General features: G+C 34.0%; 12 protein-coding genes. 5 read left to right on the top strand and 7 right to left on the bottom strand.

Annotation, left to right across the window (positions count from 1 at the left end; genetic code table 11):
* Window positions 1-50: 50 nt before the first annotated feature.
* From GJV77_RS02460 to GJV77_RS02445, 4 genes are read left to right on the top strand one after another with little or no spacing between them, the layout of a single operon-like run.
* Window positions 51-983, top strand: a complete 933-nt coding sequence (locus GJV77_RS02460) for a M28 family metallopeptidase (RefSeq protein ID WP_155034774.1) — start codon at window positions 51-53, stop codon at window positions 981-983.
* Window positions 984-988: 5 nt separating this feature from the next.
* Window positions 989-1,669 carry an SDR family NAD(P)-dependent oxidoreductase gene (locus GJV77_RS02455; protein WP_155034773.1) on the top strand — a complete coding sequence of 227 codons (681 nt, stop codon included), beginning with the start codon at window positions 989-991 and terminating at the stop codon, window positions 1,667-1,669.
* Between the two features lie 12 nt (window positions 1,670-1,681).
* On the top strand, window positions 1,682-2,305 hold the full coding sequence (locus tag GJV77_RS02450) for a SprT-like domain-containing protein (protein WP_155034772.1): 624 nt from the start codon (window positions 1,682-1,684) through the stop codon (window positions 2,303-2,305).
* Window positions 2,306-2,313: 8 nt separating this feature from the next.
* Entirely contained in the window at window positions 2,314-3,384 is a 1,071-nt protein-coding gene (locus GJV77_RS02445; protein ID WP_155034771.1) for a mannose-1-phosphate guanylyltransferase, read from the top strand.
* 35 nt (window positions 3,385-3,419) lie between these two features.
* On the opposite strand, the gene GJV77_RS02440 is transcribed toward GJV77_RS02445, so the two are convergent.
* From GJV77_RS02440 to GJV77_RS02430, 3 genes are all read right to left on the bottom strand, one after another.
* Complete coding sequence (locus tag GJV77_RS02440) at window positions 3,420-4,196, bottom strand: ABC transporter ATP-binding protein (RefSeq protein ID WP_155034770.1); 777 nt, start codon at window positions 4,194-4,196, stop codon at window positions 3,420-3,422.
* A gap of 2 nt (window positions 4,197-4,198) precedes the next feature.
* A complete protein-coding gene (locus GJV77_RS02435; protein WP_155034769.1) occupies window positions 4,199-4,945 on the bottom strand; it encodes an MlaE family ABC transporter permease in 747 nt (248 codons plus the stop codon).
* Between the two features lie 67 nt (window positions 4,946-5,012).
* Entirely contained in the window at window positions 5,013-5,849 is an 837-nt protein-coding gene (locus GJV77_RS02430) for a glycosyltransferase family 2 protein (protein WP_155034811.1), read from the bottom strand.
* Between the two features lie 148 nt (window positions 5,850-5,997).
* On the opposite strand from GJV77_RS02430, the gene GJV77_RS02425 reads away from it, so the two are divergent.
* Window positions 5,998-7,482, top strand: a complete 1,485-nt coding sequence (locus tag GJV77_RS02425; protein WP_155034768.1) for a lipopolysaccharide biosynthesis protein — start codon at window positions 5,998-6,000, stop codon at window positions 7,480-7,482.
* 42 nt (window positions 7,483-7,524) lie between these two features.
* On the opposite strand, the gene GJV77_RS02420 is transcribed toward GJV77_RS02425, so the two are convergent.
* From GJV77_RS02420 to GJV77_RS02405, 4 genes are all read right to left on the bottom strand, one after another.
* Complete coding sequence (locus GJV77_RS02420; protein WP_155034767.1) at window positions 7,525-8,442, bottom strand: DMT family transporter; 918 nt, start codon at window positions 8,440-8,442, stop codon at window positions 7,525-7,527.
* Window positions 8,443-8,662: 220 nt separating this feature from the next.
* Window positions 8,663-10,051 (bottom strand): phosphatase PAP2 family protein, encoded by a 1,389-nt coding sequence (locus tag GJV77_RS02415; RefSeq protein ID WP_155034766.1) that lies wholly within the window; start codon window positions 10,049-10,051, stop codon window positions 8,663-8,665.
* A 438-nt stretch (window positions 10,052-10,489) separates the two neighbouring features.
* Window positions 10,490-11,548 carry a 3-oxoacyl-ACP synthase III family protein gene (locus tag GJV77_RS02410; RefSeq protein ID WP_155034765.1) on the bottom strand — a complete coding sequence of 353 codons (1,059 nt, stop codon included), beginning with the start codon at window positions 11,546-11,548 and terminating at the stop codon, window positions 10,490-10,492.
* 148 nt (window positions 11,549-11,696) lie between these two features.
* On the bottom strand, window positions 11,697-12,692 hold the full coding sequence (locus GJV77_RS02405) for an alpha/beta hydrolase (RefSeq protein ID WP_240142802.1): 996 nt from the start codon (window positions 12,690-12,692) through the stop codon (window positions 11,697-11,699).
* Window positions 12,693-13,249: the final 557 nt, after the last annotated feature.

The following is a 13,249-nucleotide window of genomic DNA, read 5'->3' as shown; positions in this document are numbered from 1 at the left end:
TTAGTTGTATGAACAAGGTTTTTTGTATTTTTGAGTCAAAGTAAAAAGTAATGAGAATATTAAGTATACTTGCTTGTGCAATAGTATTTGTTGGATGTGGTTCTTCACGTCTAAGTCAGTCAACTGAAAAAGTTAGTCAAGAGAATATAAAGGAAAGTGTTTACTATTTAGCTAGTGATGAGTTAGAAGGTAGAAATACAAGTACTGAAGGTAACCGTCTAGCAGCGAAATACCTTTCAGATAAACTAAAAGATTATGGAGTAAAGCCTTTCTTTAGTAGTTATAACGATACTTTGGCGACAATTGATGATAGCTGGAATGTAGTAGGTGTAATTGAAGGAACAGATGCTGAATTGGCTAAGGAATACGTGGTATTAGGAGCTCATTACGATCATATCGGTTTGGCCAAAGAAGGTGAAGATAAGGTTGCAAATGGAGCAAATGACAATGCTTCGGGTACGGCTATTCTATTAGAACTTTCACGTCATATCGCTTTGGCCAAAGAGAATAAACGAAGTGTTATCATTGCTTTTTTTACAGCAGAAGAGATAGGACTAGTAGGTGCAAAGCACTTAGCTAATCGAATGAAAGATGAGCAGGTAAATGTAGTCAGTATGTTGAATTTCGAAATGCTTGGACTTAAGATGAATCGAGATTATGCTGCTTATTTGACTGGATTTGATCATTCGACATTAGCAGGGAAAATTAATGAATATGCTAAATCATCTCTTGTAGGTAGACTAGAGAAAGCAGTAGAGTATAATTTATTTAAGCGTTCAGATAATTATCCGTTCTATGAAGTGTTTTCAATACCAGCACAGACGTTTAGTTCTTTTGATTTTGAGAACTATGAGTACTATCACCATGTAAAAGATGAAGCAGATCAGATGGACTATGAGTTTATGACAGATTTTACGACGCGTGTATTACCAGTAGTGAAAAAAGTAGTTAATGCTCCTGAAGGAGAGATAAGAATGAATTAAGAAAAATGAAGAATATTATAGTAACTGGTACTAGTAGAGGTATCGGTTTAGAAGTGGTGAAAAAGTGTGCGGTATTAGGACATAATGTATTAGCCCTTTCTAGAAAAGTATCAGAAGAATTGTCATCATTAGACAATGTGACTTGTCTGTCTGTAGATATTACGACTGAGAATGATCTAGCTACTGTAAAGACGTTTATCAAAGATAAGTGGGATAGTCGTGTAGATATTTTAGTGAATAACGCAGGTCGTTTGATTAATAAACCCTTTGAAGATTTAACACAAGAGGACTTCTTAGAAGTGTATCAAGTGAATGTGTTCGGTGTTGTACGTTTGATACAAGCCTGTATTCCATTTATGCCTGTGAATAGTCATGTGATCACTATTAGTAGTATGGGAGGAGTACAAGGAGCAATGAAATTTGGAGGTTTAGCGGCTTATAGTTCTAGTAAAGGAGCTGTTAGTATCTTGAGTGAGCTATTAGCAGAAGAATACAAGGAAAGAGGAATATCGTTTAATGTGATTGCTTTGGGAGCTGTACAGACTGAAATGCTAGAAGAAGCATTCCCAGGGTATCAAGCACCTTTAATGCCAGATGAAATGGCTGATTACATTAGTGATTTTGCACTTCACGGTAATAAATATTTTAATGGGAAAGTACTACAAGCATCTAGTACAACACCTTAAAAGAGCATCGATTTGATTGAAAAGTTAAGACCATATTTACCAGAGCATGCTGTAGAGCCAGTTTTTGAATTGATTAAGGCGTATGAGATCCACTTGAAGATTGTCAATGAACGATTTACAAGACATGGAGATTATACGCGTCGATTTGATGGAAAGCATTTGATTACGATTAATTCGAATCTGAACCCTTATCGTTTTTTGATGACTCTCATTCATGAAATAGCTCATTTAGTTGCTTATCAGAAGTATGGTGGACGCATTAAGCCTCATGGGGTAGAATGGAAGTCAACTTTTCGCTTGTTAATGGTGCCATTTATTCGCCCAGAAATATTTCCCAATCAGTTATTGCCTCTTTTAGCAAAGCACTTTAAGAATCCTACGGCGAGTAGTGATACTGATGAGCGTCTGTCTATAGCGATGCAGCTGTATGATAAACGAGAAAAAAGTTTGAATAATTGCTATGTTTATGAGGTTCCTTTGGGAAGTCATTTTAAAGTAAGAAATGGCAAAGTGTTTAAACGTGGACCTTTGAGAGTAAAGCGTTTTGAATGCGAGGAAGTTTCGACTGGATTACTATATACCTTTAAGGCAAATGCAGAGGTAGAGTTATTAAGTCATTATGTTTTAAAAAGTTAATATACTATATGAGTTCGAATTATTATGCTGTGGTTATGGCAGGTGGAGTAGGGTCGCGTTTTTGGCCAGTGAGTACACCTGATTTTCCAAAGCAGTTTCACGATATGTTAGGTACAGGAGATACCTTAATACAAAAGACGTTTAAGCGTTTGTCTCAATTGATACCTAAGGAGAATATTTTAATCCTTACGCACGAGAATTATCGTGATATAGTAAAGGAGCAGTTACCTTCAGTAGCAGAGCAGAATATCATACTAGAGCCAGCTATGCGAAATACAGCACCGTGTATTTTGTATGCAGCTATGAAGATAAAGAAGATAAATCCAGATGCAGTAATGGTGGTAGCTCCTAGTGATCACTGGATAGAAGACGAGGTACAATTTGTAAGTAATCTGCAGCGTACTTTTGACGTTTGTGAACGCGATAAAGTGTTAATGACGTTAGGTATTTTACCTACTTTTCCTAATACAGGATATGGTTATATCGAGTTTAATAAGTTAGATTCAAGACCTATAAAGAAAGTAGTGCAATTTAGAGAGAAGCCTGATTATGTCACAGCACGTAAGTTCATTCAAAGTCGTCATTTCCTTTGGAATGCAGGTATATTTGTGTGGAGTGTAAGCGCTATTATAGATGCATTTTCGGCATATCAACCAGCAATGATAGAATTGTTTGACAAAGGATATGATTTATATAATACAGATAAAGAGCGTGCATTTATAGAAGAGAACTATCCATTAGCAGAGAATATATCGATTGATTACGCAGTAATGGAAAAAGCAAGTAATGTGTACGTATTACCCGCTACATTTGATTGGAATGATTTAGGTACTTGGGGATCTTTATATGATAAGTTACCAAAAGATGCTTCAGAGAACGCGGTTGTTAATGCAAATACTTATTTTAATAATGCTGCGAATAATATAGTTCGTACTGATGGGGATAAGTTGGTCGTTGTTGATGGACTTAATGATTATATTATAGTAGATAAAGAAGATGTTTTACTAATATATCCTAAGCGTAAAGAACAAGATATTAAGACTGTAAGTCAATACATAGAGAGTAATATTAAAAAGTAGTACAAAAAAGAGAGGTATATTACCTCTCTTTTTTGTTATTTTCTTTCGTTTCCAATTTGTCTGACAGCTTCCCTAACCATTTTAAATAGTTCAGAAGAGTAGACGAAGTCAACGACATCTTCATTATCTGTTTGAATGATTTCTTTGTTGTTTCCTGACCAAGCTAATACCCCGTTTTTTAAGAATACAATATGTTCTCCAATTTCCAAAACAGAGTTCATATCGTGCGTATTAATTACTGTTGTAATATCGTATTCGTGGGTGATTTCCTGAATTAGGTTGTCAATTACGATAGCTGTTTTAGGGTCAAGACCTGAGTTAGGCTCATCACAAAACAAGTATTTAGGATTGTTTACAATAGCACGAGCAATAGCAACCCTTTTTTGCATACCTCCTGAAATCTCAGCAGGTCGCTTTTTATTAGCATTAATAAGGTTCACGCGGTTTATAACTTCATTTACACGAGACATGATCTCAGCTTCACTTTTATTAGTAAACATGCGTAAAGGAAAAGCAATATTCTCTTCTACACTCATAGAATCAAAGAGAGCACTTCCTTGGAATACCATTCCGATTTCTGTTCTAAGTGTACGCTTTTCTTTACGCGAAAGTTCTGAATAGATTCTACCATCGAAAGATATTGAACCTTTGTCACTTTGATGAATACCTAATAATGTCTTTAGAAGTACAGTTTTCCCTGATCCACTTTGACCGATAATTAGATTTGTTTTACCTTTTTCGAAGGTGGTTGTTATTCCTTTCAACACTTGAGAACCTTCAAAGGATTTTTCAATATTTTTTACTTCGATCATGATTAATTGGTTAGTAAAAGGGAAGTTAATATATAGTTCGTTAGGATAATAGCTACACTTGTCCATACAAAGGCTGTTGTACTTGCTTTACCTACTTCTAGTGCTCCACCTTTCATGTAATATCCAAAATAAGAAGGAATAGTGGCTAATAATAATCCGAATATAAAAGTCTTAATAAAAGCGTAAGTAATATGGAATGGAATGAATGTATCTTGTAGTCCGATGATAAACTGTTCGGAAGTTACAAAGTTCCCCATTACACCACCAAACCATCCGCCTAAAATACCTAAGAACATGCTGATTCCTATAACGAATGGATATAACATTACTGCAACTAGCTTTGGAAATACTAAATAGTTTAGTGAGCTAACTCCCATTACTTCTAGTGCGTCTATTTGTTCAGTTACTCTCATAGTACCAATACTAGAGGTAATAAATGACCCCATTTTACCTGCCATAATAATAGAGATAAAAGTTGGAGCAAACTCAAGTACTACAGATTGTCTAGTAGCAAATCCAATTAAGTATTTTGGGATTAATGGGTTTGTAAGGTTTAATGCTGTTTGTATAGCAACTACACCTCCCACGAAGAATGAAAGGAAACAGACAATACCTAATGATCCAATGATTAAGTCATCTATTTCTTTGAAGATTAACTCCTTCATTACCTTCCATTTGGTCATTTTACTGAATATTTCTTTCAGCATGATGAAGTACTGACCTATATTTGTTAGTGCTGATTTTATCATAAAAAAATTATATCCGGCTAAATTACCAATTACAATTGAGTTATTAGAATGATTTAATTAAAAATGCTTACCACAGCTTTTCTTTAATTTTTTTCCATCGATATTTGCGTATGAATTTGCCTTGTTCATCAGTTACTAAGTAAGGGAGGCTTTCTTTCTTTGCCTTGTAATACCCTATTAGGTAGTCGATAAAGAGTAAGGGCTTCTTCTTTTTAGAAGCTAACTTAAGTGCAGCAATACACGTTATGATGCCTCCATAGTGTAAACGATAGAAGGATTCGCCTTGTTTGTACCTAGCAGCCTTATTATACATGGCTCCAGTAGGCTTTAGATGTTTGACATGGAGGGAGTCTATCGTATTATATTCCCATTGATAATATAGACAGAGCAACTCATCTACTGTATCCCATCCCATAGCAGGTTTAAGTCCTCCGATCTCTTTAAAACACTTGGTGCGATATGCTTTAAATGCTCCGCGTATATGTTCTTTATTAGTTAGGCTTTCAATAACCCACTCTTTATTTTTTTCTATATAAGCAAAGCCCCCGACAAGCCCGAGTTTTCTATTATTAAGGAATGCTTGATTAATCGTTTCAAAATAGTTGATTGGAAGTATAAGGTCAGCATCTAGTTTGACGATGAAGTCATATTCCTCCAGTTCACTGACTGTATCTAATCCATAATTAAAAGTTTGAACTACCTTACTTCCCGGGAGATGTATGTTTTGTGAACTGCGATTAACTAAAGTTATCCAGCTATACTGCTTCGCGTAATCTTGAATGATATCCTGTGTTTGATCAGTAGAATTATCATTAACAATAATTAGTTTACTTGGAAGCAATCGTTGGTTGACAATACTGTCGATGGTCTGTTTAATATAATCTGCTTCATTGTAAGCAGGCATTATAATTAGATATTTCCCCATGGTTTGTGATTTGGTCATTCCTTCTCATTGGAAGGAGAATACCATAATAGGGTACAAATTTAAAAAAAATGTAATTATACGTTGAATAGCAAGTATATTTGTAATGGTTATAGGACGTTTAAGACAAATGAAATCGAATATATCATCAAAACAAGCTGTTTTATTTACAGGAATTAATTATGTAGGCGTACTGATAGGCGTGCTTTCTACTATATTGGTGTACCCTTTAGATAAAGAATTATTGGGTATTATTCGCTTTGTTGATGCTTGTGCTCAAATTATGTTTCCAATTATAGTTTTGGGGAGTACACATGCTTTAATAAATTATTATCCTCGCTTATCGGATCAATTACAGCGAAGCCTTTTTAGTTTTTCTCTGTTCTCTTTGTTGCGCTTAGCGATTGGTTTAGGTATCCTAGTTTTAGTATTATATTGGTCATTTGGTATTGGTCATTCTAAGTTTAATTATCTCTTATACGGTTATCCTTTAGCAGTAGCTATGGCGTATATTGAGTTGTTTCGTAGGCAGGCAGCTAACCTGCAGCGACTATCAGTACCCACATTTTTTGAAAAGATTATACCTAAACTGACACTGCCAATGGTTTTTCTATTGGTGATTTATTGGCAAACTAGTATTGCTAATGCTTTGTCTATTTATATCATTGCTTATTGGTTTATTGTTGTATTAATAGGAAGTTATATTTATCGTTACTTTAGATTTACCTGGCAATGGAAGTTTACTTCTTTGTTTGAAGAGTTAAGTATTAAGGATTATTATCGTTATAGCCTTTATGCTTTTGCAGGTAGCTTTGGTTCTTTTTTTGCCTTTCGTGTAGATTCGTTGATGATACCGTCATTCCTTTCTTTCGAGGCGAATGGTACTTATACGATTGGAGTTACACTTGCTTCTACGTTAGCAATACCTGCTACAGGTGTATTTGCCTTATATGCTCCAGTCATTGCAAAACTTATTACAAATATTCAACTTAGGGAATTGAATATGAAGTATAAGGAGGTTGCACGAATTCTTTTCTTTGTGGGGATGTTTTTGTTTTCGTGTGTTTTCGTGGGTGTAGAAAGCTTATTCCGTTTAATGCCTACGTATGATAAGTTAGCGCCATCTTTACCAATAATCTATGTGTTGGGAGCGAATGTTGTGATTAATATGGCAACGGGTTTTAATAATGAAATTATCTCTTATTCTAAGTATTACCGGTTCAATCTCGTATCTATTCTTAGTCTTATGGTTATTAATGTAGGGTTGAATCTTTACTTTTTGACCCAGACTACTTCTGGAATTTTAGGAGTAGGGATAGCTTCTCTGCTTTCTTTGACGTTGTATAATATTGCTAAGACTTTTTATATCTATAAAAAGATGCGACTATGGCCTTTTGATCAAGTGTATCTGAAATTAGTGTTGAGTATGGTAACGATACTATTATGTGTTTTCTACTTACCTAATGTGTATAGTGATTTTGTTACTTTAATTATTAAAGTTGGGTTGGTAATAATCAGCAATGGATTTGTGTTTTTTAGCACAAATTGGGTATTTGGTTTAAAAGTTGAAGTCTTGAAGTATCTAAAGATCTTTAGATCGAGAGAAAAGTTATGAAGAGAAAGGGGAGCTAATCTCGCGATTAACTCCCCTTTTTCTTTATAGTTCAGGTTCTGGAAGTATCTTTTTCTTAATCTTTGTTAATAGTAATATGGTAGTGATGATACATAAACTTCCTATCCAATCCATATAGTGAAACTCTACGCCAAAGTATGTAATGGCGATAAATGTAGCAGATAGAGGTTCGGCACAGGCAAGAAGACTTGCACGTTGAGGACCAATATTTTTAATAGCTGTAAGGAATATATAAAAAGGAATTAGTGTTCCTAAAAATACAATAAAGGCTACTGTAGCATAAGTTTCGCCATCCCATATACCTACTAATCGGTGTGGAGGGTGGATAATACTCATTGCGATACCCGCGATTAACATACTCCAGCCTATGATAGCTATAGGGCTATAACGATCTAAGAGGTGAACAGGCATAATTGTATAGGCTGCTAATGCAATGGCAGAAGCAATCCCCCAAATAAGGGCTGTTGGTGTAATGTTTAATGTGGATATATTTCCGTGGGTCACCAATAAGAATGTACCTAGCATAGCTAAACCTATGGCTAAGATTTCAATTGGTTTAGGCCATTTTTTTAAACGTAGGGCAATATATATCGCGATGAACACAGGCCCAGTATATTGTAATACTGTTGCTGTAGCTGCATTTGAATGTAATATAGTTACAAAATAGGTATATTGAACTGTCAACATCCCTAAAATACTAAAAACGACAAGCTGTATTGCGTCTTTTCTGTCTTTCCAGATCTTCTTAATATCTGGGTTTTTTTGTAATAATCCAAAGATTAACATCAAGACTCCTGAGATTAATAATCGAACAGTCACTAACCATTCGGCATTGAATTCTTTTTCTCTAAAAAGAAACTGTGCGAAAGCACCTGAAACTCCCCATAGCATCGCTACAAATATAGCAGACGCAAAGCCTAAAATTTTTTTATTTGATTGCATTTTATACACGTGTACGCTTGTACACAATAAATTAATAGTAAGTATAAACAAGCTTAATTATTAGTCTTGTTTTTTTTGCAAAAGTAAACATTATAGCTATTGGATATACTACTATTTTTTTAAAGGTTGTTATGTCTTTTTTGTTTTGTAAGTGTTATAAAGTTAGGTGTTTAGTTGTTTTTATTATCTTGTGTTATTAGTTTTACTCTAGGACGAAATTTTAAAAATACGCTGTTAATCGTACTCCTGCACTTAAATAATTGAAAGGACCTTTGACTGTATTAGTCGGTATTTGACCTTGATCTATAGAGATGTCATTTAGTTCATAGGTGATTTTGGACATGCTATGATTAAAATCAGAATAGATTGTTGCCCCAAGATTATCAGTAAGGTTATAAGTTAGTGCCATTCCTCCTGTAAACTGAAAAACATTCTCAGGGGTATATGAGGCTATTTGTACTTTACCATCGACTAATTCTGGAATATAGGATTCACCTGATAAAGCCTTTAAAGTAACTGTACCGTCTGCCCCAATACTATAGCCTCCCAGTGCTTTTAACATTAGATTCCATTTTTCCGAAAAGTGTATAGCATAATAAGGACCTATGGAGGCAGTCATATATCCCATAGATTCAGATAGTACTTTGGCTTCCAATCCAGGTGTTTCTTGTGGTGTTATTTTATTTTCTGAGAAAGGGAAACTAGCTACCATTATTTGTCCACCTAATCCCCAATTTTTTGTAAAGAAATAAGCGCCTTCTAATCCAGCTTCCCAACCAAGTTTGTTTAGTGATTCGGATTCTTCAGTTTCTACTAGACTTTCTAGTCCACTTGTCACTCCTAGTTTGATACTCAAGAATGAGGGGTTTGTATTACCTTCGTACTTTGATAAGATACTTAGATTATCTCCTTTGTTTCCGTATATTTTGTCCACAAAGAAATAGGCAAGTTGAGTTGATAGTATACCAATACCTGCACCAGCTAGTACATCTGAAGTCCAGTGTCTGTTGTTAAGGCTTCGTCCAACTCCTGTTAGTGTTGCTAAACCATATCCACCAATAGAATATGCAGGATTAACTAATCCATATTCTTTATCCATAAAAGTCGCATTAGCAAAAGCCATAGCAGTATGACCAGAAGGGAATGAATTTTTTGATGTTCCGTCGGGCCTTTCTACTTTGGTTGTATATTTTAGTCCATTGACCAATACTGCCATTACTGCCATACTAGCAGCATAAGAAATAGTAGTTCTTTTAATATTATTTCTTCCTTTTACTCCTACGGCTTTTAATCCAAATGTGATGGCAGCAGGTGTGTATTGCATGTAGTCATCGAACTTATATTTAAAAGTTGGAATGTATCGATTGCGCACTTCTTTTACATCTTTTCTACTATTCCAAACTGTTGCAGATGCTCCAAAAAAGATGGTAGGAACTAAAGCTATCTTCACAGCATCTTGTTCAAAGAATGATTTTTTTTCTTTAAGGTTAAAGTTTATTGTTTGTTTTTCAAGTGAGACATTGGTTTGATGTGCAGCTTGTGTTAGTGGTTGTCCATGAGAAATACAATATACTAAGAGTAGTATTGTTGTTAATAAGTTGAGTTTCATTCGTTTTTTTTTGCTAAAAGTAGTGAACTTATCGATAGTGTAGGTTTGTTAGAGAAAAATATTATATGAGTGGTTTTACTGTTTTACAAAAGGTTTATTTTTCACTGCGGTGGGTATTGGTTATTAGATCTATTAAATGGCATAATAATTGAAACTCGTGTAGTTTAATAATTTATAATACTATTTAGTTTTGAATAGCGTACGGAAATCGTTTTAATGTGATGCGCAAGGAGATTGTCAATAATGGTTTGATTACAGTTATTTTTGTAATTGTAATTGTTTTAATACTTGACTTGTTTGATGCTTTTGAAGAATATAGTTTGAGTATTAGTCTATTTTGTTATCTTATTTTAGGATTAACTATACTTATTTATGCTTGTACAAAGCGTAATGATTAACATAAGCAAAGGGCTCCAATTAGGAGCCCTTTGTGTATTGTTATAATTGATAAACAAATGCGTTAATGCTCATTCCTGCTCCTACAGAGGCAAAGAGTAAAATATCTCCTTTTTCTAATTGGTGATTTTCCAATTGATTATTAATAATCATATTGTAAAGTGTAGGTAAAGTGGCTACACTACTATTACCAAGTTTATGTATATTCATCGGCATGATATATTCTGGCATTTTCATATCATAAAGTTCGTAGAATCGCTGTACAATTGCCTCGTCCATTTTTTCATTAGCTTGATGAATCATTACTTTTTTGATACGACTGATTTCTATACCACTTTTATCAACGCATGCCTTCATTGCCAGTGGTACACAAGTAAGTGCAAACTCATATATTTTTCGACCATACATTTTTATGTATTTAGTGTCTGGATCTAAGTCTGGGTGGTATGACTTACCATAGTGGATATAGAAGGCCTCTTCTAATGTATAGCTCGCACTATTAACTGCTAAAATTCCTCCTTCTTCATTTGTTAATTCAAAGATTGTCGCACCTGCTCCATCTGCATAGATCATAGAGTCTCTATCGTGCAAATCTATTGTTCGAGAGAGTGTTTCGGCACCGATTATTAAGCAGCGCTTCGCTAAACCTGATTGCATCATTGCATATGCATTTATTACACCTTGTATCCAACCTGGGCAACCAAATAGTAGGTCGTAAGCTATACAGTTGGGGTTTTTTATTTGTAATCGCTGTTTAACTCGTGAGGCAAGACTTGGTACTATATCTGACTGAATGGTTCCGTGCTTAATATCTCCAAAGTTGTGTGCAAATATAATTTGATCGATTGTCTCTGGATCTATATTGGCGTCTTCTAGAGCCTTTTTGGCTGCAAATGCTCCGATATCTGAAGTCGTTAACTCAGTAGTGACATATCGTCGTTCCTCAATACCTGTTATTAATTGTAGTTTTTTAGCAATACGCTCGTTTGTGTCTTTAAAAGGCTCTCCTTTTTCGTCTCTAAAGTCAAATTGACCAAAGTCATTGTTTGTTATTACCTGGGTAGGAATATAGCATCCTGATCCACTAATTTTTATATTCATAATTTTTTTTGGGGATTGGTTTGTATAATGTAAACTTAGGTAATTTTAATTTAATGACAATAACTTTGTCTTTTTAATTAGAAGTTGAAAATATTATCTAGTATTTTTCTAACTGTTTTCTAAATATTTTTTTAATTATTGAATGTTATTAATTATATAACGATCTCTTGTATTGTTCATAATAGTCTACCACTTCTTGATTGTTTATTTGCTTATAATAGTTAATAATAAAGTCTAAATAAGCTTCACTTGGTAGAAATTCGAAATGTATTTTTTTGCTAAAGCTCTTGTACGTATCTTCTACTAGGGTAAGATTGTTTTTGATGTCTTTAAGATTGATTTTATAACCATCAAAGATATATCTCAATCCGTCTAGATTTCCTTTCATTGGAATACTACCGTGATCTTCACCTTGATATTCGATATACTTGTATGCTAGATTGTGCAGTTGTTCATTTTGCATTAACCTATGGAAGTCTTTGATACCTGTATAGTGAGGTTTATTAATGTCTTTATTTAGGCTTTCATCGACTTGTGTAATGAATAGCTTACGATGTTTAAAGTCTTTATTTATCGCTTGTTTATAGGTTTTTAGTATGTATTGATTATCCCACCAAATACTTGGATCATGTACTATGTATGCTTGAAACATAGTGGTATGGTTGAGTAGATTGTTTAATGCTGTTATTCCTCCAAAAGAATGACCAATTAGTACATTATAACCCTTTGTTCTATATTGTTCATTGATAAAAGGCATTAACTCCTTATCAATGAATTCAAAAAAGCGGCTATTTCCTCCTGTTTCTCCCTTAGTTTTATTTTTTTGTTCTGCAGATAAGCTATTTTCGTTTGGAGTAGTAGGTGTAAGATCTCTTGTTCGATTAGTATTGACTATACCTATAATAATCATTTCAGGAATTGAAGGATAGGGATTTCGCGAAAGCTTTTCTACAAATGCAGTTAGGTAGTTAAAGTTAGATTCTCCATCTAGTAAATAAATAACAGGGTAGTGTTGAAGCGAATAATTCGTATCTGTGTAACTTTTAGGTAAGTAGATCTGTATTGTTCTATCCTCTTGAAGTATTTCAGAATTAATTGTGTATGTTTTGCCAATTGTGATGTCTTTTTGCCCGTATGTGTTCATCTTGATTAATAGTAAAAGTAGTAAGGTTAACGTAGTTTTAAACATAAGTTTTCTGGTTTGTATTAGGTAAGCAAATATAGCTATTTATATTGACTCTAAATTATAACATTTGATTGTTATTAATAGATGTACTAACGGGAGATTAGTTGGTGTTTTTCTATCTAGATGACCTACGATTACTTTAAATAAGACAATATGTTGCGCTTTATACTTTTCGAAAATCTACTGCTTTTTCTATTAAATTACTAGTATGCTGCTGCATAGGGATAGATTATTTTTAAAAGAACTAACTTGTTTTAGCTCATAGTGATTTCAAAATAGCAACATATGTTGCCAAGCTTCTGCACGTAAAGGTCAAGAAGGGATGGAAAAATTAGGTCTATAAGTAGATTATCAGTTATGGTAACCTAATCAAGTTTAAATAATAATGCTGACGAAAGCATTAGATTACATGATTTATAAGACGTTTATGAATATGTATTTGCTATAAAAGTGGAGGAAAATAAAACTTTTCTGAGTAGATAACGTAGAATTACTTTTTTTGAAGATAATATTTT

The organism is Myroides pelagicus (genome assembly GCF_009711055.1).
Classification (GTDB): Bacteria; Bacteroidota; Bacteroidia; order Flavobacteriales; family Flavobacteriaceae; genus Flavobacterium; species Flavobacterium pelagicum.
Note: the sequence above shows the minus strand (reverse complement) of the source record. Positions and strands in the feature narration are given on the sequence as shown.